Origin of the sequence: Nocardia sp. NPDC051990, assembly GCF_040680755.1 — a bacterium.
GTDB lineage: Bacteria > Actinomycetota > Actinomycetes > Mycobacteriales > Mycobacteriaceae > Nocardia.
Genome location: NZ_JBFAXH010000018.1, coordinates 38660 through 59442 on the forward strand (window position 1 = coordinate 38660; position 20783 = coordinate 59442).

General features: G+C 65.7%; 20 protein-coding genes, 1 tRNA gene and 1 pseudogene. 14 read left to right on the top strand and 8 right to left on the bottom strand.

Features of this window, described 5'->3' with window-relative positions; all coding sequences use genetic code 11:
- Nucleotides 1–35: 35 nt before the first annotated feature.
- Entirely contained in the window at nucleotides 36–1181 is a 1146-nt protein-coding gene (locus AB0L63_RS26245; protein ID WP_364505688.1) for a TDT family transporter, read from the bottom strand.
- A gap of 70 nt (nucleotides 1182–1251) precedes the next feature.
- Between AB0L63_RS26245 and AB0L63_RS26250 the strand changes: the two genes are divergently transcribed.
- Nucleotides 1252–2160 carry a LysR family transcriptional regulator gene (locus AB0L63_RS26250; RefSeq protein WP_364505690.1) on the top strand — a complete coding sequence of 303 codons (909 nt, stop codon included), beginning with the start codon at nucleotides 1252–1254 and terminating at the stop codon, nucleotides 2158–2160.
- On the opposite strand, the gene AB0L63_RS26255 is transcribed toward AB0L63_RS26250, so the two are convergent.
- Complete coding sequence (locus tag AB0L63_RS26255) at nucleotides 2157–2816, bottom strand: PhoU domain-containing protein (protein WP_364505692.1); 660 nt, start codon at nucleotides 2814–2816, stop codon at nucleotides 2157–2159. The two genes, AB0L63_RS26250 and AB0L63_RS26255, sit on opposite strands and share 4 nt — an antisense overlap.
- A gap of 366 nt (nucleotides 2817–3182) precedes the next feature.
- Between AB0L63_RS26255 and AB0L63_RS26260 the strand changes: the two genes are divergently transcribed.
- The 5 genes from AB0L63_RS26260 to AB0L63_RS26280 all read left to right on the top strand — a co-directional run bounded on the left by AB0L63_RS26260 (nucleotide 3183) and on the right by AB0L63_RS26280 (nucleotide 6872).
- Nucleotides 3183–3578 carry a nitroreductase/quinone reductase family protein gene (locus AB0L63_RS26260; RefSeq protein WP_364505694.1) on the top strand — a complete coding sequence of 132 codons (396 nt, stop codon included), beginning with the start codon at nucleotides 3183–3185 and terminating at the stop codon, nucleotides 3576–3578.
- Between the two features lie 86 nt (nucleotides 3579–3664).
- Nucleotides 3665–4762: an ionic transporter y4hA gene (locus AB0L63_RS26265; RefSeq protein ID WP_364505696.1), complete on the top strand. Its 1098-nt coding sequence runs from the start codon at nucleotides 3665–3667 to the stop codon at nucleotides 4760–4762.
- Nucleotides 4763–4809: 47 nt separating this feature from the next.
- Nucleotides 4810–5028 (top strand): hypothetical protein, encoded by a 219-nt coding sequence (locus AB0L63_RS26270; protein ID WP_364505698.1) that lies wholly within the window; start codon nucleotides 4810–4812, stop codon nucleotides 5026–5028.
- 109 nt (nucleotides 5029–5137) lie between these two features.
- Nucleotides 5138–5926: a hypothetical protein gene (locus AB0L63_RS26275; protein ID WP_364505700.1), complete on the top strand. Its 789-nt coding sequence runs from the start codon at nucleotides 5138–5140 to the stop codon at nucleotides 5924–5926.
- A gap of 64 nt (nucleotides 5927–5990) precedes the next feature.
- On the top strand, nucleotides 5991–6872 hold the full coding sequence (locus AB0L63_RS26280; protein WP_364505702.1) for an aminoglycoside phosphotransferase family protein: 882 nt from the start codon (nucleotides 5991–5993) through the stop codon (nucleotides 6870–6872).
- A 739-nt stretch (nucleotides 6873–7611) separates the two neighbouring features.
- Here AB0L63_RS26280 and AB0L63_RS26285 read toward each other — a convergent pair.
- Nucleotides 7612–7980: a DUF5313 family protein gene (locus AB0L63_RS26285; protein WP_364505704.1), complete on the bottom strand. Its 369-nt coding sequence runs from the start codon at nucleotides 7978–7980 to the stop codon at nucleotides 7612–7614.
- A complete protein-coding gene (locus AB0L63_RS26290) occupies nucleotides 7977–8447 on the bottom strand; it encodes a MarR family transcriptional regulator (RefSeq protein ID WP_364505706.1) in 471 nt (156 codons plus the stop codon). The genes AB0L63_RS26285 and AB0L63_RS26290 overlap by 4 nt, the downstream gene beginning before the upstream one ends.
- A gap of 214 nt (nucleotides 8448–8661) precedes the next feature.
- Between AB0L63_RS26290 and AB0L63_RS26295 the strand changes: the two genes are divergently transcribed.
- Nucleotides 8662–9678 carry a DUF418 domain-containing protein gene (locus tag AB0L63_RS26295; RefSeq protein WP_364505708.1) on the top strand — a complete coding sequence of 339 codons (1017 nt, stop codon included), beginning with the start codon at nucleotides 8662–8664 and terminating at the stop codon, nucleotides 9676–9678.
- Nucleotides 9679–9713: 35 nt separating this feature from the next.
- Nucleotides 9714–11291 (top strand): Na+/H+ antiporter, encoded by a 1578-nt coding sequence (locus tag AB0L63_RS26300; RefSeq protein ID WP_364505710.1) that lies wholly within the window; start codon nucleotides 9714–9716, stop codon nucleotides 11289–11291.
- Nucleotides 11292–11373: 82 nt separating this feature from the next.
- On the opposite strand, the gene AB0L63_RS26305 is transcribed toward AB0L63_RS26300, so the two are convergent.
- Nucleotides 11374–12105: a VIT family protein gene (locus AB0L63_RS26305; RefSeq protein WP_364505712.1), complete on the bottom strand. Its 732-nt coding sequence runs from the start codon at nucleotides 12103–12105 to the stop codon at nucleotides 11374–11376.
- 257 nt (nucleotides 12106–12362) lie between these two features.
- Nucleotides 12363–12629, bottom strand: a pseudogene (locus AB0L63_RS26310) (flavodoxin family protein); the annotation flags it as partial.
- Nucleotides 12630–12825: 196 nt separating this feature from the next.
- Between AB0L63_RS26310 and bla the strand changes: the two are divergent.
- Nucleotides 12826–13683 (top strand): class A beta-lactamase, encoded by an 858-nt coding sequence (gene bla / locus AB0L63_RS26315; protein ID WP_364505714.1) that lies wholly within the window; start codon nucleotides 12826–12828, stop codon nucleotides 13681–13683.
- 551 nt (nucleotides 13684–14234) lie between these two features.
- Nucleotides 14235–14975, top strand: coding sequence for a hypothetical protein (locus AB0L63_RS26320; protein ID WP_364505716.1), 741 nt, complete (start codon nucleotides 14235–14237; stop codon nucleotides 14973–14975).
- A 1-nt stretch (nucleotide 14976) separates the two neighbouring features.
- Here AB0L63_RS26320 and AB0L63_RS26325 read toward each other — a convergent pair whose 3' ends face one another.
- On the bottom strand, nucleotides 14977–15390 hold the full coding sequence (locus AB0L63_RS26325; protein WP_364505718.1) for a VOC family protein: 414 nt from the start codon (nucleotides 15388–15390) through the stop codon (nucleotides 14977–14979).
- Nucleotides 15391–15490: 100 nt separating this feature from the next.
- Between AB0L63_RS26325 and AB0L63_RS26330 the strand changes: the two genes are divergently transcribed.
- The 3 genes from AB0L63_RS26330 to AB0L63_RS26340 all read left to right on the top strand — a co-directional run bounded on the left by AB0L63_RS26330 (nucleotide 15491) and on the right by AB0L63_RS26340 (nucleotide 17660).
- Nucleotides 15491–15564 (top strand) — tRNA-Met (locus AB0L63_RS26330).
- A gap of 441 nt (nucleotides 15565–16005) precedes the next feature.
- Complete coding sequence (locus tag AB0L63_RS26335) at nucleotides 16006–16653, top strand: HEAT repeat domain-containing protein (protein ID WP_364505720.1); 648 nt, start codon at nucleotides 16006–16008, stop codon at nucleotides 16651–16653.
- Nucleotides 16647–17660 carry a MerR family transcriptional regulator gene (locus AB0L63_RS26340; protein ID WP_364505722.1) on the top strand — a complete coding sequence of 338 codons (1014 nt, stop codon included), beginning with the start codon at nucleotides 16647–16649 and terminating at the stop codon, nucleotides 17658–17660. The genes AB0L63_RS26335 and AB0L63_RS26340 overlap by 7 nt, the downstream gene beginning before the upstream one ends.
- Nucleotides 17661–17878: 218 nt before the next feature.
- Here the strand turns inward: AB0L63_RS26340 and AB0L63_RS26345 are convergent, their stop codons facing one another.
- A complete protein-coding gene (locus tag AB0L63_RS26345) occupies nucleotides 17879–19651 on the bottom strand; it encodes an MFS transporter (protein WP_364505724.1) in 1773 nt (590 codons plus the stop codon).
- A gap of 72 nt (nucleotides 19652–19723) precedes the next feature.
- On the opposite strand from AB0L63_RS26345, the gene AB0L63_RS26350 reads away from it, so the two are divergent.
- Nucleotides 19724–20629 carry a sigma-70 family RNA polymerase sigma factor gene (locus tag AB0L63_RS26350; RefSeq protein WP_364505726.1) on the top strand — a complete coding sequence of 302 codons (906 nt, stop codon included), beginning with the start codon at nucleotides 19724–19726 and terminating at the stop codon, nucleotides 20627–20629.
- Nucleotides 20630–20783: the final 154 nt, after the last annotated feature.

Consider the following 20783-nt stretch of genomic DNA (forward strand, 5'->3'; position numbering starts at 1 on the left):
GCGAACCATCAGTTCGTGTACTTCAAGGCCGACGATCAGGCCGGTCGGAGCAGCGGCCCGGTGAGTACACCGCGAACGGTCTTGGCGGCGACGACTGCCCAGGCGCCGACCAGCCCGACGTACAGCGTGACCGCGGTGACAGCGAAGATAGCGGCAGCCGTATGACCGTAGAGCACCGTGCTGCCGGTAATGCAGGTGCCGAGCGGGAAGGTGAAGCCCCACCAGGTCAGGTTGAACCGCAATTCGCCCGCGCGAGCGGTCTTTACCGTGACGGCGGCAGCCAGTACCAGCCATAGCATCGCGAAACCCCAGATGGCGACGCCGAAGATCACCGAGAAGACGGTCAGACCCTTGGCGTAGAGGTCGGGCAGGGCCGAGGAACCGGCATTGGCCAGCAAGCCTGCGGCGGTGACGGATTGGCCGAGCGGACCGAGCACGATCCACAGGGTGGGCACCATGCCCGACTGCGGGATCCCGTGGTGCACCAGGCGTGACCAGATCATGGTGGCGGTGATCAGCGCGGCAATCAAGCTCAGGCCGAACATGGCCAGGCACAGCAGGATCATGGTGAGTCGGAACTGGCCCTCGGGCAGATAGGGGACCAGCAGTGCGCCCATTGCGGCCGACACCATCGGCGGTACCACGGGCATCAGCCAACCGCCGAAGGCGGCATCGGGCTCGATGTGGTGACGGGTGAACATCCGATAGGGGATGGCGGCGGCGGTCAGCAGGCCGAGCGCGGTGCCGAGCGACCACAACACCCCATCGATGGCGAGTGCGGCATCCAGACCGATCACATCGCGGCCGAGCAGCAGGGTGCCGCCGCCGACGGTCAGCAGTGCCATGGGTGGCGCGCCATAGAAATGCGACATGACCGGGTGATCCTTGTGGCCGCGGGCATGCTCCGGATAGCGCACCCAGTGCACGATCCACGCGGCGCTCAATGCCACAAGCAGCAGTGCGGCCAGCGCCCAGACGACCGTCGCCGCGCCGCGCAGTCCAGGAAACTGCAGCGGCAAGGTGGCCGCGGCATTGGCGACAATGCCGGTGCCCATTACGGCGGCGAACCAGTTGGGTCCGAGGTGCCGCAGCGAGCGGGATGCGACAGGGGGTGCACCGTGCTCCGGCTCGCCGAGCGGACGCCGCGGGAGTTCGGGGCGCAGGGTTGCGGTGGCGGTCATCAGTCCAGGTTCGTCGGCATCGTCGGCGTCGAGTAGCCGTCGCCTTCCTATGGGTGCATAGACTCGTTCTATGCCCCTGTCGCCCCGTGTCCCCGATCTGGCCGCGCTCGACCTGCTGCTTTCGGTCATCGAACTCGGTAGTCTCGGACGCGCGGCTCAGGCACACGGCATCAGCCAGCCCTCGGCATCCTCCCGCATCCGCTATCTGGAAAAGCTGGTCGGGATGTCGGTACTGGAGCGCACCACCCTCGGTTCCCGACCGACGCCCGCCGGGGCATTGATCGCCGAATGGGCACGCGGAGTCATCGATGCGGCGCAGCAATTGGATGCGGGCATCGACACCTTGCGCGCCCAACGCGATTCGCAGCTGCGGGTGGCGGCGAGTCAAACCATTGCCGAATACCTGTTTCCGGGCTGGCTCATGACCCTGCGCACCACTGCGCCGGATACCGCGATCGCGCTGCAATCCGGCAATTCCGTGGAAGTCGCGCAGGCGGTGCTCGACGGCAAGGCCGCCATCGGTTTCATCGAGAGCCCGCGGAAATTCCATGGGCTGGAGAGTCATATCGTGGCCCGCGATCGACTGGTCGTCGTGGTCGCCCCGCAACACCGCTGGGCCCGCCGGGGATCGGTCGATCTGGCCGAACTCGCCGCCACCGCGCTGATCCAACGCGAACCCGGATCGGGTACCCGGACCTGGTTCGAAAACGCTGTCGCGCGGGTCATTCCGGGGTGGGCACCCGCGGTCGCGCTGGAACTGTCCTCCACCACCGCGATCAAAACCGCGGTCGCCTCCGGCGTCGGCCCCGCCGTCCTTAGCTCCCTGGCGGTGGCCGCCGAAATCGCCGCGGGCACACTCGCTTCCCCGACCATCAATGGCGTGGATCTGACCCGAACCCTGCGCGCGATCTGGCCTGCGGGCCACCGTCTCACCGGCCCCGCCCACGACCTCTACGCCATCGCCCGACGCACCGCCTAAACCGCGTCGGAAATTTGGGCCGTCGGCGGAATTCCGGTGTCCAGGAAGCGGATCAGGCGATCGATGCGGGTGGTGTGGTCGATACAGCGTTCGAGGCTATTGCCCACCAGGGCGAGATCGATGGCGGCTGCGGTGGCGGTTCGCTCGATCAGCGTCGAGTGCAGTTGTCGGTGCAGCCGATCCATTGCGGGGGCACCGGATTCTGGGTTGACGGGTTGGCGCCCGGTGGCGACCGATTCGCCCGCGAGGGCAGTGTGATGGGCGGCCAGGCGACCCATGGCGGTGAGGATATCCATGAGGGGTTGGGGCGCAATGGGTTCTGGATGGCAGGTGTAGACCTGGTCGGCGACGCGGCTGATCAGCGCGCCGATCCGGGACAGTTCACCGGCGATCTGGATGGCGGTGACCACATGCCGTAGGTCGCGCGCGACCGGTGCCTGCAGTGCGAGCAGCACCACGGTCCTGGCCTCGCAGGAGGCGTACATCTTCTGTAGCTGCTCGTCGAGCGCGAAAGCCTCATAGGCGGCGGCGAGATCGGCTTCGCCGAGCGCGGCCGTGACACGCTCGGCGGCATCGTGGGCGAGTCGACACATGAGTGTCAAATCATTGGTCAACGCGATGAGCTCGCGAGTGAACTGGGTCCGCACTTGGCACATTGTCGCTTATCGCCGCGCCGTCGAGTAGATGAATCCCGCTCGATCATCGCGTTGACCGGAATACGCACGCGTCGGGGCTGCATCCGATGGACTTCCACATGGTCGCCGATGCCTATCTCGGCGGGGTGGGGCGGGCATTCGACGTGACCGACTTCGCCCCACGATCCGCGCTGGTCCGAATCGCCACGGCCGAGACTTTTCCGATACCGCGTTCATGGTCGACCACGGCGGCGAGCTCTTTGTGAACAGCATGTGGGTCGATGCGAATATCGACGGTTTCCTGCCGTTCGACAATGGCGTCGACCCGGTTTCGATCGTCTGAACGTGATCCACCTGATGTCGATCGGATGGTGCTAGCGTCGGGATATGGCGAACTTGCGTGATGTTCAACACCGAGTCGTGACCACATTCCAGCGGCGGGTGGGGAATCCGATGCTGCGCAGGATGCCGATGCAGCAGTTGCTCGAGACCGTTGGGCGCGTGAGTGGGCAGCCGCGGATTACGCCGATCGGGGGCCGACGCGTCGGCAAGGAGTTCTGGCTCGTCTCCGAATTCGGGGACCGGTCGCAGTACATTCGAAATATCAAGGTCGACAATCGGGTTCGAGTGCGGCTGGATGGGGATTGGCACACCGGTACCGCGCATGTGCTGCCCGATGATGATCCCCGCGCCCGGCTGCGATCGCTGCCCAAGGCCAATAGCGCGGCCGTTCGATTGGTCGGCACGGACTTGCTGACCGTGCGGATCGATCTCGACGACTGACGTATCCCTCAGCGTACTTCCTGACGTGCGCGAAAACCGCATACCCCTGATCGCATGAGATCGAATGCGGCCGATTTGCTGACACGATGGAAGTTATGCCTGGTGCGTTGACTTCCCGATGGACCGTATTCGTCCCTCTGCTAGCCGCTATCACCCTGGCCGCCACCTGGGGGCGATCGCTGCCCGGAATCGCCGTGGATGTGGTGGTCGCCGCGCTCGTCGGTGCGGTGCTGGCGGCGGTGTATCACGTCGAGGTCATCGCGCATCGGGTCGGTCAGCCGCTCGGGGCGTTGGTGCTCGCGGTGGCGGTGACAGTGATCGAGGTCGGGCTCATCGTCACGATGATGGGCACCAGCGGAGAGAAGTCCGCGGCGCTGGCCCGCGACACCGTGTTCGCGGCGGTCATGATCACCTGCAACGGCATCTTCGGTCTGGCGTTACTGGTCGGTGCGGTCCGCAGGCGCGTGGCGGTATTCAATGCCGAGGGCACCGGCGCGGCACTCGGCACCGTGGCGACGTTGTCCACCCTCAGTCTGGTTCTGCCGACCTTCACCACCAGCAAGCCGGGGCCGGAATTCTCCGTCGCGCAGTTGGTCTTCGCCGCGGTGGCCTCGCTCTCGCTCTATGTCCTGTTCGTGATGGTGCAGACGGTGCGACACCGGGATGACTTCCTGCCGGTCGAGGAACCCGACGGTGCGAGCGCCGATGCGGGCGACGAGCTGCCCACGGTGCGCGCGACGGTGCTCAGCCTGACCATGTTGGTGGTCGCCTTGGTCGCGGTCGTCGGTCTGGCCAAGGTGGTGTCGCCGTCGGTGGAATCGGTCGTCGCGTCGGCGGGCCTGCCGCAGTCCGCGGTCGGCGTGGTCATCGCGCTGCTGGTCCTACTGCCGGAAACGGTTGCGGCCGTGCGTGCCGCGCACCGCGGTCAGGTGCAGATCAGCCTCAATCTCGCGCTCGGCTCCGCCATGGCAAGCATCGGTCTGACCATTCCGGTGATCGCCGTAGCGACCATCTGGCTAGATGGTCCGCTGGTTCTCGGGCTCGGTGCGACGCAGATGGTGTTGCTCGCTTTGACGGTCGTCGTCGGCGTGCTGACGGTGGTGCCGGGTCGGGCAACGCTGCTGCAGGGCGGTGTCCATGTGGCCCTGTTCTTCGCTTTTGTGTTCCTCGCCGCTAGTCCTTAGCCGGTGTGACCTGAGCTTGGTTCGCTGGTCTTGCTCGGCGGCCGCAGATGTATCTCGACGGCGATGGTCTGGTGCCGTTGCTGCATCGGGTGACCGAATGGATGGACAAGGCCGGGCCGGAGCTGACATCGCTCATCCCGGGGTCGCGGCCGCTGGCCGAAGCGGTTACCGCCGCCGCGCCGCGCATCGATCTCAGCAGTCTGATCAGCCAGGCGCTGCACGAAACCGGCGATGACGCCGTCGAGGTGCGCGTCGGCATCAAATAAGGCATTACCTGCAAGACCTATCGCGAAAGTTGATCTTTCGCAACGCGTCTTCGGTAGCCTGCCCACAGAGCTTTTCGTGAAGGTAGTCCCTACTCGGCACGAAGGCGGTGTGATGGTGGAACCCGGCGGCGCTAGGACACCAACAGATAATGGGCGTGTCCTGACCATCGCGGCTGTGATCGCCGCCGCGCTCGCATTGGCGGTCGCGATCGCTTTGCTACTGCGTGCGAATCAGGATTCGAACAGCGGCGCACCGAAATCGACCACCGCCCGCCCCGCCTCCGCGCCCCAGCTCGCGCCGCGGTCGAATCGCCCGACGGTCTCGGCGACGCAACCGGCACGCAAGCGCGGCGACGACTGCTCGCACGAAGGGGTCGTCGCCCAGTGGGATATCCGCAATGGCCTGTGGGTCTGCGCACCGCGGGAGCAGGCGCGCAATCAGCACCGGGTCGGCGACGATTGCTCGCACGACGGGATCGTCGCGCAATGGGGCCGGTCACCGGATGGCAGCTGGACCTGCATACCGCAAGGTCAGGGCGTTGCGGAACCTCCGCCGGCGCCGCAGAATCAGGTGCCGCAGAATCCGGTGCCCAACAACTCGGTTCCGGTCCCGGAGAACCCGAGCCCTAATCCGGTCCCGGACAATGCGAACCCTGATCCGGTCCCGCAGAATCCGAACCCTAATCCGGTCCCGCAGAATCCGAACCCTAATCCGGTCCCGCAGAATCCGAACCCTAATCCCGTCCCGGACAATGCGAACCCTAATCCGGTACCGCAGAATCCGAACCCTAATCCGGTACCGCAGAATCCGAACCCCAATCCCGTCCCGCAGAATCCGATCATCATCCCGGGCCTGCCCCCGCTGCCCCCGCTGCCGCCGCTGCCCGGACTGCCGTAGCCGACCGACAGTGAAATTCGTTCGGACGGTGAAATTCGTTCGACATGGCTGAGATGCTCGATTGGTGATCGTTGTCCCCGAATTCTTCGCCGATCGTCTCACCAAGCTGGAACCCACGGCTCGGGCCTGGCTGGATGGTCTTCCCGAACTCGCGGCTCGGTATGCCGAGCGCTGGGAGCTTCGGTTCGAGGGCGCACCTATGCACGGCTATGGCGGCTTGGTGCTGCCCGCTGTGCGTGCGGATGACAGTCGGGTTGTGCTCAAACTCGGTCATCTCACTCCCGAGACCCGCGACGAACCCGTCGCGCTGACCGCCTGGGCGGGCAATGGCGCGGTGCGGTTGCTCGACAGCGACGCCGAGCACGGCGCACTCCTGCTGGAACGACTCGATCCCACCCGGTCGTTGGATTTCGAGCCCGTCGACGATGCGGTCCGGATCATCTCCGTGCTGCTGCGTCGGCTCGCCATCCCCGCTCCGCCCGGTCTTTCTCGCGACCTGCGCGCCGAGGCCGAGCGCCTGGCAGCGGAGTTGCCGAAGGAATGGCAGCGCCTCGGCGCGCCGTTCCCGCGCAGGATGCTGGACGCGGCCGTCGATGTCTGCGCTCAGCTCGGCCCGAGCGCGGACCGCCTGCTGGTGAATGAGGATCTGCATTACGAGAATGTCCTCGGCGGCACCCGCGAACCCTGGCTCGTCATAGATCCGCAGCCCTTGGCGGGCGATCTCGAATTCACCACGCTGTCGCTGCTGTGGAACCGGCGCACCGAATCCGCCCTCGACGATCGCTTCGCCGCCGTCGTCGAGATAGCCGGACTCGATCCGGATCGCGCCCGTGCCTGGACCCTGGTTCGCGCCGTACAGAACTGGCTCTGGTTCGTCGAAGACGAAGACACCGACGATTTCGGCTGGCCTGCCGTGCAGGCCATTGCCCCGTGGGCCATGCGCTGACTGTCCGGCCATGCGAAAGAAACGACTCCACGCGACCCGCCCTGCCGACGCGCCCTGGCGAAATCGCTTGCGCGCCAGGTCGACCGAGACCAGGCCGCCGAATTTCCCCGCTCGTCGCTCAGCACGTCGCCGCTTCTGGTGAACGTGCTGCTTGTGTTCAGATGGGCACGGTCAGCTCGGGAACGCTCGGAAGGCGGGCAGGAGGTGCGTTCGAGGAGTGCTCGTTGGGCGCTGGGATCGGTTGCGGGCCAAAACAATAGCGATAGGGCCATGCGCACGATCCATTGTCCGGCGAGCGGGTCACCCCCGATGCCGGTGAGTTCGATCGCGGCGTCGGCCAATCGGGGATTGCCCGCGAGATAGGCATCGACGTCGTTCTGGCTGGTTGTTCTCAGAATCCGCTGCGGACCCCGGGACTGTGCCCTCCGGGAGGATCGACATCCTCCGCCGGAAGGAGTCGGCGTCCGCACCGACTGGGCATCATGGTCTGTGTGGTCGATCCCGCCGTGACCGCACGGCAGGCCGGCCGAATCCCGGATTCCATTGCACCATCAGGACTTACTGGACGCGAAGCCGAAGTAGTCACCGGGGTCTCGGCGGGCCTGTCCAATGCCGAAATCGCCAACCTCCGCATCTCGGCATCACCACATTCGAGACGCACATCGGCAAAATGATGACAGAAACCGGTGCTACCAACCGTGTTCGGCTCGCGGTGCTAGGTGTAGTCAGCGCTGAGCGCTCAATGTGGATGCTGCGCCGCGTATTTCGCCCGCTCCAGCGCCCGTCGCCGCGCCCGCTCCGGATTCTCCAAATCCGCTGGCAGTCCATGTTTGGCCAGGCGATGGGCACGATTCATCGGCATGAAGGCAATGGTGTAGAACAGTGCGAGCAGTAGCGCCAACAACACCATCAACCCGCGCAGCCACAATTCGCCTGGAAACAACAGGAATACGACGAACAGCGGCGTGAACGGCACTAGCCCGCGCACGATATGACGTGGCGTCGCGTACTTGCCGGTGAGGTCTTTGCGCACCCATTCGCGCATCGAATCCGGCAGGCCCCGCCCGAAGGCATAGCCGATCCACTGGAGGGGATTGGGTCGGGTCATGCGTGCACTCCTCGTGATGTGGCCGGGTCGGCCGCTCGGCGCGCGGCCTCATTGACCCGGGTCAGTACTTCGTGCAGTTCTTTCAGATCCGCCAATGTCACGCCGAGTCGTTCCACGACGGCGGGCGGAATCCGCTCGGCCTGCTTGCGCAGCGCTCGTCCATTCGGGGTCAGATCCACCACCAGGTTGCGCTCGTCTCGACTATCGCGGCCCCGAGTGATCAACCCGGCCGACTCCAGCCGCTTGAGCAGCGGCGACAGCGTCGGCGAATCCAACTGAATCGCCTCGGCGATCGCCTTGACCGACATCGGCGCCTCACCCCACAGCGCCAACATCACCAGATACTGCGGATGCGTGAGCCCGAGCGGATCCAGCAGCGGCCGATACACGCCGAGCACCGCACGATTGGCCACGGCCAGCGCGAAACACACCTGCCGATCCAGCCGCAACGGATCGTCGATTTCCACGGCACCTCCTCGTTCTCGCCAACCTTAGTGCATGAATGGTTAATGCACGAACTATTAGTGCTCGAATTCACTCGCATGCATAAGTAGCCGATGCGGCAGGTTCGCGATGCCTTGGAGGCTGCACTGGTCATCGCAATCCGGTCCGAGGCGCGCAGCGCGAAGATCCGGAGCTGTCTTCCCGGGATCCAGATCGGGCCCTCGATAGCCTATGGGTATGGATCCCGACGGTGCTCACCCGCGCGTCCATGAGCTCGACGCCGTGCGCGGTTTCGCGCTGTGCGGGATTCTGGTGGTCGAGATCTGGCAGCTCACCGATATGCGGGCAACGATCGGGCCCGGCACTGTGGATCCGGTGTGGCACCTGCTGTCCGTGTTGTTCGTGGGACGGTTCTTTCCGATTTTCTCGTTCCTGTTCGGACTCAGCTTTTCGCTGTTCCTCGACCGCACCGTCGAGGGCACCGACCGTCCACGACTGATACTTGCCCGTCGGCTCGTCGCACTCGGTGTGCTCGGACTGATCCACCATGTGTTCCAGCCGGGGGATGCCCTGCTGCCGTATGCGATCGTCGGGTTGGTGGTGCTGCTACCCGCGGCCGGCCTGCCGCGCTGGGTGATATTGCTCGCCGGGCTGATCGCCACGATCGGGGTTCCGTGCACACTCGGCGGCGGGCTCGGCTTGGTGCCGGGCCTGTTCCTGCTCGGACTCGCCGCCGACCGCTTCGGCCTCGCGGATAATCTGCGTGATTACGGCTGGGGTCTCGCGGTGGCCTTTTTGCTGGCCGTGCCCGCCGCGATCGCCGCCGGGGTGTGGGAATACCGCACGCCGTACGTTGAGCTGTGGACCGGCAGCGTCGCTCCGGTGGCCGGATTGCTCGGGGCGCTCGCCTATCTCACCGGATTCCTGCTGTTCCTGCGCACCGAATCCGGTGCGGTGTTCGCGGAGGTGCTCGAGCCGATGGGGCGGATGGCGCTGACCAATTACGTCTCGGCGACCGGACTGATCCTGGTCGCCGAGCCGTGGCTCGGCCTATCCGATTCCAATCGCTACAGCGCACTGCTCGGCTTGGCCGGCGCGATCATCGCGGTGCAGGCGCTATGGAGCTACCACTGGTTGCGCTGGTTCCGCTATGGCCCGCTCGAATGGGTGTGGCGCTGTGCGACCTGGTGGCAGCTGGTGCCCAATGTCCGCACGCGCCGAAAACTCACAGTGCCGTATGGGGGCGGTCGCTAGGGAAATCTCAGCAACTCACCGCAGACTGGGGCGTCATGGACCAGTTGGTGCTGATGTTCGTCTTGCTCTTCGCCACGATCCTGGCCGAACCGCTCGCTCGACGGCTCGGTATCGCGTCCGCGGTCTTGATGACCGTGTTCGGTTGTGTGCTCGCGCTGATACCTGCGGTTCCCCGGGTCGATGTGCTGCCCGAGCTGATCCTGCCGCTGGTGCTGCCGCCGCTGCTGTACGCCGCGGCGCGGCGGACCTCGTGGCGGCAGTTCGCGGAGAACTGGGGTCCGATCGCATTGCGTGCGGTCGGGTTGGTGCTCGCGACGGCCGCGGCGGTGACGGCGGTCTTCCACGCCTGGTATCCGGCGCTGCCGTTGGCGGCGGGACTGACGCTCGGTGCCGTTGTCGCGCCGCCGGATCCGGTGGCCGCGACGGCCATGGCGGGCAAGCTGGGCCTGCCGCGCCGTCTGGTGGTGACGCTCGGCGGTGAGGGGCTGTTCAACGATGTGACCGCGATTGTCATCTACTCCGTCGCGGTACAGGCCGTGCTCACCGGCAAGTTCTCGGCCTGGCATGCGGTCGGTGAGTTCGTGATCTCGGCGGTGGTCGCGATCGTTGTCGGGATGGCGCTCGGCTATGCAGGCAGCAAGTTGACCAGCAGGCTCGAGGAGGCATCGTGGCAGGTGGCGCTGAGCTTGCTGCTGCCATTCGCCGCCTATGGCGTGGCCGAGGCGTTTTCGGGGTCGGCGGTGCTGGCGGTACTGGTGTGCGCGCTGTATCTGACCGAGGCTGGCACCAATTTCGGCGATCGCGACTACCGCCTGGTCGGCGATGCCTTCTGGGAGATCACCGAAATGCTGATAAGTGGTTTCGCTTTCGGGTTGATCGGCCTGGAACTCGGTGTCGTACTGGACGATACGGGCAGCGGCTGGCCGCGACTGCTCGGCGGGGCGAGCGTCGTGATCGCCGTGGTGGTCGGACTGCGGTTGGTGTGGCTGCTGACCACCCTTTCCCTGCGCAACCGGTGGTGGCGCGACGAGGACGCCGACGAACCCTATACCTGGAAGGAAATAGTCGTCACCTGGTGGGCGGGCATGCGCGGTGTCGCGACCATCGCACTAGCACTGGCCATTCCGCTGCTCACCGATGCCCGCGAACCGTTTCCCGGCCGCACCCAGATCCTCTTCACGGCCTTCGCCGTTGTCCTGTTCACACTGCTGCTACAGGGCCCGACCTTGCCACTCATCGTGCGGCTCACCGGTGTTCAGGCCGACACCAAGAAGGAACGGCTGCTCGAACGGAGCTTGTGGGAACGGGTCGTCGGCGCGGAACTCGACCGTCTCAAGCAGATCGCCGACTCCGAAGACCTCCCCGACGAGATCTACCAGCGCCTGCGTAACCAATTGCGTCAGCGCCTGGCTCGCGCCGACCCGGAGGCCGCCGACGAGGATGCCAAGGCCGAGGCCGCTCGCGACCTCGAGCTGGTGGCCAGGCTTCGTGACATCCAAGACGAGGTGCTCGATGCGGGCCGCCGCGAGGCGATGGCCGCCCGCCGCGAACCCGGCATGCCCCCGGATCTGGTGGATCGGGTGACCCGCCGCCTCGACCTCGGACGGCGGTAAATCCGCGCGGATAGCTGCTTCGCGCCGCCGCCGCGGATCTGATCGCGGCGAGTACATCACCGTAGGAAAGTGTCGCCGGTTCTCATAACCCGGCGATACCCGCCAATTGACCGATGCCATAGGTGATCGCCATCGCCAGCGCACCACCGATCACCACCCGCAATACCGCGCGCCCGCGATTACTACCGCCGAGCCGAGCGCTGACCGATCCGGTGATCGCCAGCGCGATCAACACCGCAACCGTTGTCACCGGAATGCGCGCCGTGGTCGGCGGCAGCAGGATCGCCAACAGCGGCAGCAGTGCACCGAGCGTGAACGAGACCGCCGAGGAGACGGCCGCGGCCCACGGATTGGTCAACTCGTGCGGGTTCAGACCCAGTTCGGCTTCGGCGTGGGCGAGAAAGGCATCGTGCGCGGTCAATTCCTCGGCCACCTTGCGCGCCGTCTCCGGTGTCAGCCCCTTCGACCGATAGATATCGGTCAGTTCGGCCAGCTCGTAGTCCGGTTCTTCTTTGAGTTCCGTGCGTTCCTTGGCCAGTAGCGCCCGCTCGGAATCCCGCTGGGTGCTCACCGATACATATTCGCCGGCGGCCATGGAGATCGCGCCCGCGGTGATTCCGGCAATGCCCGCGGTGAAGATGGCCGAGGCGCTGGTCGTCGCCGCGGCGACACCGACAACCAGACCCGCGGTCGAGACGATGCCGTCGTTGGCCCCGAGTACGCCCGCACGCAACCAGTTCAGCCTCGAGGCCAGACCCTCACGATGTGGTTCATCTGGGTGCGGCAAACCGTTCGGGCCGGGCGTCTCGTCCATAAGCCGCAGACTATGCGAAAACCCGCAAAGTATCAGCAAGCCGAAATGCCAGCGCCACGACCGTCAGGGCGCAATCGCATAGCCGATGGTCTGGGAAGACCGAACTGCCCGCGACGAACAGAGTCGCCCCCGTGCATCCGGCAGTCGGTGTCGACCAAGCCGTCGCGCGGGTCCGTCACCCGTATCGCAGCGTTCGACGACGCGAATCTGGTTACCGCATGCGGTTTTCCGGCGACGATCCTGGACCCGGCTGAACTCTAGCGATAATCGGGATTCTCGAAATCGAACCGGCAGCCCGCATCCCACTCGGAGCGTTGATTTCCGTGGGCGGGTATGCCGCTGTTGTCCTTCAGCATCCGGGCCAGATGCAGCAGATTCCAGGCCATGAAGGTGGTATTGCGGCTGGTGAAATCATTTTCCGGACCGCCGGAGCCCGGATCCGGATACGACGGTCCGGGTCCGGCCTCGCCGATCCACCCGGCGTCGGCTTGCGGCGGAATCGGGTAGCCGAGGTGCTGGAGGCTGATCCTCGACACTACACCGTTATTTTCGCTGCCCCGAGCCTACGGTCAGGGGGCGCTACGCTGCGACGATATCGGTTTCGATATCGGCTTTCGGCCACGTCGGTCTTGGACAGGTGGATCGGCGCTGTGCTGTCGTGCCGCCATGACAAAGATCGGTAGACGCGGGCGGGGTTCGGCTCGCATGGGATTGGTCCTCGTGACGACGGTGTTGTTACTCGGTGCATGTGGGACCGAGTCGAAGGATCCGGACCCGGGGCCGACTCCGGTAGGCCAGTTGGCCGGTATCGAGCAGCAGCATCAGGCCAGGCTCGGCGTCGTCGCCGTCGATACCGGTTCCGGAAAGACCGTCGGCTTCCGCCAGGACGAGCGGTTCCCGATGATGTCGACCTTCAAGACGCTCGCCTGCGCGGCGCTATTGCGCGAACATCCGCTTGCCACCGGGTATTTCGATCAGATAATCCACTTCACCGAGGCGGATGTGGCGGCTGCGCACGGTTCGGCAGTTACCGGTACCCGGATCGACAGCGGTATGTCGGTATTGGAACTGTGCGATGCCGCGATCACCCGCAGCGATAATGCCGCGGGCAATGAGTTGCTGAAACTGCTCGGCGGCCCGCAGGCGCTGACGCAGTTCCTGCGGTCCATCGGCGATCAGGTCTCCCGGCTGGACCGCTTGGAGCCGGAGGTCAATACCGCCATCCCCGGCGACGAGCGGGACACCACCACGCCCGCGGCGATCGCGGCCGATTATCGGGCGCTGACGGTCGGCGACACACTTGCTGCGCCCGAGCGTGCACAGCTGACGGCGTGGCTGATCGCCAGCACCACCGGCGGCGCTCGGATTCGCGCCGGCCTGCCTGATGGTTGGCGGACCGGCGACAAGACCGGTACCGGCGACTACGGCTCGGCCAATGATGTTGCGGTCACCTGGCCCACAGGCGGGGCCGCGCCGATCGTGATCGCGGTACTGACCACCCACTCCAGCCCAGATGCCAAGGCAGACAACGCATTGGTCGCGGAGGCAGCAAAAGAGGCAGTGGGTCTACTGCGGTAGCCGGTGCGGTACTCCTTCGCGGCGAACGGTGGTAGGCGTGGTGCCCCATCTTCGGCAGCATCGGGTGAAGATGGCCCGCTCAGACGGTCCGATCAGCGCGGCGACCCGATTCATCGGCATATCGGTGGTGGTCAGGTAGTGGCAGGCTTCCGCGCGGCGGACGATGTCCAGGATGGTGGCGAAGGAGGTGCGAGGCGCCGTTGCAGGGTGCGCGGGTGAATCGTCAAAAGCCCTGCCAAAGAAGTGATTTCCGGCGGAGAGGTACCCGGTAGTTGTTCGCCGGCGGCGCGGACCTTCGGCGTGATAGCGGCATCCGCGCCGCCGGACTGTTCGGCAGTCATCCGTATGACCTATGCCGCGATGGCCAAGGTCATGCGGATCTACGGTCCGAACGCCGAGGAGCGAGGTATCGCGCTGCAGCGCAGCGGAACTGCGCCTCGTTATCGACTATCTGCGTTGTTCGCGCATGCTGCGGGAGCGCCACCGCACCCGGATCACAGATCTCCCGGAGCGCTGAAATATCTTCCCGCAAGTGGGTATCAAGGGTTGCCATGGCGACGGCTGACATGATCGTCACCATGATCGAATTGCGTAATGCACGGTGGGCAGTGGCAATGGCGGCGGGCGCGGTACTCGTCGCGGGCTGTAGCAGCAAAGACGACTCGACCAATGGCTGGAAATCCGCGGCGCCCAGCACACCTCGCGAACAGTTGGTGCTGACCCACGAGGAATTCCCGGCGAACACGAAGAAACTCGATCTGCCACCGGAGCAGTTGCAGTCGACGGTCGGCGATCTCACCGCGACCCAGCAGAATGCCACCTTCACACCGGCCGAATGTGGTTCCACCCAGCAGGATCTCGGAGCGACGACCAAGGAACTGCTCGGGCAGTCGGCTATCGCCGCGGCGAGCGGTAAGTCGGGCGAAATTTTTGTCGAATTCGTCTCCGGGCGGACCGGGGATCTGCAACGGATCGCGGACGGCAATAAGCGCTGCGGTTCGGTCGAGGTGGTGGCGACCTACGACGGCCATCAGGTCTCCGCGACGCAGCGCGTCACGGATCAGCCGGTGCCCCAGGAACTGGGCGCGAACGCGATCGCCTTCCACTCGACCAGCACCGCGAAGACCGATGCCAGTAGCGCTCCACTGACCCAGAATGCGTATCTGGGTTACGCCGAGGTGCGGGGCACCACGGTCGCGGTTCGCGTTGCCGCGCTGGATGATTCGCTCGACAAGTCGGTCTTCGAACAGTTCTTCGTCGCCGCGGTGCAGAAGGTGGCGAAAGCGGCCTGACCTACTTGCGGACGATCAGTTCCAACGCGATATTGTCCGGATCTCGGAACTCGAGGATATAGCTCATCCCGATGTCCTTGATGTCTGCACGCGCAACCCCGCAGGCATCGAGATGTGCTGCGGCAGCTTCCAATTCGGCCAGTGATCCGAGCGGGAAGGCGAGATGATCGAGCCCGACTCGGTTTTCGTCGAAGCTGTCGGTGCCAACCGGCCGCAGCCCGATCATCCCGTGCTCCATCCGATAGATCACTCCACCGAACAGAAATCCGAGCTGTTCCCGCGTCGCCTCATCCGCATCGGCGGGCACCTCTAGCGCAACCGGCCATCCGAACACCTTCTCGTAGAACGCCCGCGACCGGTCGATATCGCAAACCGTCAGTCGCACATGGGCAATGGCGCTGGTAGCAATCGGCATAACCCCATACTCGCACCCACCCGGATTACCCGCCGGTTATGCCCTTCCACCTGCCGTTTAGGTAACCACCCACCCCATGCTGTAGCGTTATCGGCGCCGACGCGGGGTGGAGCAGCTCGGTAGCTCGCTGGGCTCATAACCCAGAGGTCGCAGGTTCAAATCCTGTCCCCGCTACAAAAGCGCGGGTCAGAGAGCTTTAAAGCTCTCTGACCCGCGCTATTTTTCGGCGTATAGACCTTTCTTGACCTTTGGTCCAGGAACACCGCGTTCTGAATGTTCCGGTCGGGTTCGCGTGCCCAACCTGGCCAACCCACGGATTCGCGGTCTGTTGTGGCGTGGCCCGGGGTCAGGGTCGCCACTCCCTCATGAAGTAGTGGACAGCTGTCGGCTCCGTCACGGTGTCGCCGGTTTTCCCCGGGCAAGTCAGAGCCGTCAGGCTGGAAATCTGTGCGGGACTGCTGGTTTCAACCCAAGAGCGCCGGGCCACCAATCGATGGTGGAGTACACCGATGTCCAAGGCGTCTCACCCTGAACTTGACATTGTCACTGTGTGAAGGCCTTCACTGGCTGTCGGAGGTGTTTCCCATCAACTCGACACACAGGAATCCACAGGACATGCGACTGCTCGACGCCTTGGCGGCGGGGAACTCGTCGTCGCGGCTCGAGGCGGCTCTGGCAGTCGGCACGCGTCCCGAGCCCGGTTTCGTCGATGCGCTGGTAGCACGGTGCGCGATCGAGCCGGACTTCTTCGTGCGCGACATGCTCACGTGGGCGCTTACCCGGCTCCCGTCGGAGATCACGGTTCCGAAACTGCGCGCGGAACTCCGTTCCGAGCAGGCTCAGGCCCGCAGCCAAGCGCTGCACACGCTGTCCAAGATCGGGGACCCGAGCGCGTGGCCGGCGATCACGCGGTCGTTGCTGCACGATGCCGACGACGAGATCGCGCGGAGTGCCTGGCGCGCTGCCGTCGTTCTCGTGCCCGACGGAGCGAAGGAAGGGCTGGCCGCGGAACTTGCCATACAATTCGGGCGCGGGGACCGGGAGGTACAGCTGAGTTTGAGCCGTGCGCTCGTCGCGCTCGGCGACGTGATCGAGCCCGTCCTCCGGACGGCGATGGCAAGTCACGAGCCGATGGTGCGTGCGCATGCGCGCGCGACGGAGCGGCTGCTGCGTGACCCGGATGTCGGATTCGACCTCGCAGTTGATCAGGCGAGACGGGTTATCGCGCTCGGTCCGGAGCGGAAGGAGACAACCACGTGCTGATCGGTGAGGTGGCGCACCGCTCGGGCGTGAGCGCCCGGATGCTCAGGTACTACGACTCCCTCGGGCTGGTACGGCCGACCGGCCGCACCGTGGGTGGCTACCGGGAATACTCGCCCGAGGACATCCGGCGGATCTTCCACGTGGAGGGGCTGCGGTCGCTGGGACTATCCCTGAGTCAGATCGGACAAGCTCTCGACGACGTCGGATTCACCCCGTCCGCACTGGTCGGCGACCTCATTCGAAAGAGCGAAGAACGACTGAACCGGGAGCAAGAACTCCTCGAGCGTCTCCGTATGGTCGATGCGGCCGAGCCCTTCGGCTGGCAAGAGGTCCTGCGCATCATCGAGCTGCTGCACGGACTGGGCTCGCCGAGTGCCGCCCGGCGGCAGCAGGCCGTCTTGGCCCCGGCCGAGGACGTGTCGGTGCCTGCCGAGCTGCTGGCCGAGGCGGTCCGCACCGAATCCGATCCGAACGTTGCCGGGGCCCTGCGGTGGGCCCTCGCACGGGCCGGCGGTGACGGTGTGGCGAGCTTGGTATCCGGCATGGGCTCAGTAGACGTCGACGTCCGGCGGCGCGTGGTCCTGGCGCTCGCCGAGCTACCGGGCAACGAGGCGACCGCGGCGCTTACGGACGCGCTGGGGGACGCGGACGCGACGGTCCGTAGACATGCTGCTCTCGCGCTGGGTGCGCGGGGCGTGACCCGAGCTGTGCCGGAGCTTGTCGGGACGGTGGTCGAGGGCCCGAACGATATCGAGGCCGCCGAGCTCTTGGGAACGATGGCCCGGGACGCGGAGTGGGCAGACCGAATCGTGAGAGCGCTGGTCGACGAGTTCACCGCACACACAGCGGACTCGGCGGTGCGAATACGACTGACCCAGGCACTCGCCGAGATGCCGGGGACCATCGCGCTGGATACCCTGCAGCAACTGGCCCGCGACGATGATCGGGCCGTGGCCCTCCTCGCCTCGGCCCTCGTGGAAACGCTCGAAGAACGGCCGGACGACTAGCCGGGGCGACTCTAGCGAGCGGGGATCACGATCGCCGCGGGGTCGCGGTGTCGAACCGTATACATACGCGCGGCCGGTTGGTGTCCCGTAGCAGTTGCGGACAGAACCGACAGAGGTGCAGTCCGTTTGTCGATCTCGTGGACGAGCATGGTCAGCGGTCTGTATCGCCACATCGCGTCATCGAATCGGCTGTTCGCGCGTGCACCGTAGCGGGCGTCTCAGGGTACGGCATCCGGTGCAAGGGAACCGGGCCTGTTCGTTTCGGCGGTCGGACCACCGGACGGTCGATGCGGAAGCGTGAGCGCCACCGCCGCGACGGCGATCAGAATGCCGATGGCCCACCACAGGGTTTGCGCGAAACTGCGAGACATGTTGTGCGCGTTGGCTTCTAGTCCCGCCTTCGTGAGCGCTTGCCGCAGTGGTTCGGAGAATGGTTGTCCGGGTGCGGGCCGACAGCTGGCCGGTACAGCGGTGGGATCGGTTGCGGCGGAGCGATCGTGGACGCAGGCACGGAACTGGGTGAGTATCCGGTCTCGAGCGGTGGCCGGGATGTCCAGGTTGGTGAGTTGCTGCTGGATGGCGGGGATGGCCGAGGTGGTGCCGTGGGCGGAGGTGTTGTCGAGTTGGGTGAAGAAGAACACCCCGGCCAGCGCGACACCGAGTGCCATGCCGATCTGTTGGATGGTCGACAACTGTCCGGACGCGGACCCGGCGTCGTGGCCGGGAACGCCGGACAGGATCAGGTCGACCGTGGGGGCGACGAAGAGTCCGAAGCCGAATCCGCTGATCGCGAGCGGTGCGAACATCTGCGCGGAGGTGATTGCGGGGCCGTAGTGCGCGGCCAGATAGAGGTACAGACCGAATCCGGCGGCATTGATCATCGCGCCCGCGAACAGCACCCGCCGCCCGAAACATGGCACGAACACCTCCACACTGGTTCCCGCCCCCGCGGCAGCGGCGATCGCGAACGGCGATGCGCTGAGCCCGGCCCGCAGCGGGGTCCAGCCCAGCCCCGCTTGCAGATACAGCGTCCACACCAGGAAATAGCCGCCGAGGGCGATCCAGAACAACAGCCATAAGGCCATACCAGCACTGAATGAGCGCTCCCGGAACAGATTCAGCACCACCAGCGGCGATCCGACCGTCGCGCTCCGGCGCCGCTCGTAGGCGACGAATACCGCAAGGACCAGCCCGGCGGCGGCCATCAGCGCGAAGGTCCACACCGGCCAGCCGAGCGCGCGTCCCTCGGTCAGCGGATACGCCAGCAGTAGCACCGCGCCGATCGCGAGGACAGTACCGAGCGGATCCAATCGATCCGCCGTGGCCGAGCGGGACTGCCGGACCAGCACCATGGCCGCGGGAATGGCCAGTATCCCGACGGGCACGTTGACCAGGAAGATCGGCCGCCACGCCCAGCCGAAAAGGTTGGCCTGCACCAGGATTCCGCCCACGATCAATCCGGCCACCGAAGCCGAGCCGAGCACACCACCCCAGATACCGAGTACCTTCCCGCGTTCGGCGGCGGGGAACGATACGTGCATGATCGCCAGGATCTGCGGGATCATCAGCCCGGCCGCCGCGCCCTGGGCTATTCGTGCGGCGATCAGCCACGGCGGGCCCGGGGCGATTCCGCATGCCAGCGATGCGAGCGTGAACAGGGTGAGGCCGACAAGCAGGATGGTTTTGCGGCCGAGCAGGTCGCCGAGTCGGCCGCCGGTGATCAGCATGGCCGCGAATCCGAGCAGATAACCCGACACCACCCACTCCAGATCCGCGTAGGGTGCGTTCAGATCGCTTTGGATCGTCGGCAGTGCCACATTCACGATCGTCACATCGAGTAGGTCCATGAACCCGGCCACCAGCAATACCACCAATGCGAGCCAGCGCCGTCGATCCGGCATCGGCGCAATGGCTGCCTGCATCGGAAGCAGGTCTGTTGTCTTGTGCATCAGCTCGCCCTCCTGTTCGAGGTGGATCCGCGGGCGTGTCATGTCACCGCGGTTTCGGCCGTCATAGATATGACGGGGCACGACACCTCGACATGACGCGGAAGGAGATCACCGATGACCGACGAGAACCAGTGGCTCGCGCAGCGCTTCGAAGACCACCGTGCCCACCTCGGCGCGATCGCCTACCGCATGCTCGGGTCGGCAAGCGAGGCCGACGACGCCGTCCAACAGGCATGGCTGCGGCTCGACCGCGCCGACACCGCGGGCGTGCGCAACTTGCGCAATTGGCTGACCGTGGTCGTCGCCCACATCTGCCTGGATATGCTGCGCGCCCGCAAAGCTCGCCGGGAAGATTCGGTCGGCGCGCTACCGACCGACCTGCCCGCTATCCCCGCGGACACCATGGATCCCGAACAGGAGGCCGTAATGGCCGACTCGGTCGGACTCGCACTGCTGGTCGTGCTCGGCACCCTTACCCCCGCAGAGCGGCTGACTTTCGTCTTGCACGACCTTTTCGATCTGCCGTACGCCGAACTCGCGCCCATCATCGGCCGCACCCCGGCCGCGGCCGCGCAACTCGCCGCCCGCGCCCGCCGCCGTGTCCGAGGCGCACCCGCCGCCGAGACCCGCCGCGTCGCCGATGAACGTGTGGTCGTCGATGCCTTCCTGCGGGCCGCGCATGCCGGTGACTTCGATGCGCTGATAGCCGTTCTCGACCCGGACGTCGAACTGCACGCAGACGCTGTCGCCGCCCCGAGCGGACACCCGATCCGCATGCGTGGTGCCCGCCGCGTCACCGCCAACGCCTTGATGTTCTCCGCGCGGGCTCGCTACACCCGCCCCGCCCTCATCGACGGCCACATGGGCTTGGTCGTCGCACCCAGCGGAGTTCTGGAGTGCCTCCTCGCCTTCACCATCACCGACCATCGCATAACCACCATCGACATCATCGCCGAACCGAACCGCATCGCGCGTATCTCTCTCACCGTTCCTGATCAGGAGGAGCGGCCAGAAAGATAGTGCCGGAACAGCTTTCGAGAACGAAACGCGGTGTGGCTGGGTGCCCGCTGGAGCTACGGCTGGCTGCTCGGAACTCCGCGACCCCGCGCTGTCGGTGTCTACGTCAGTGCCTATCGGCTGTTCGAGATGCCCAAGCCGTGTTCGATATTGACGC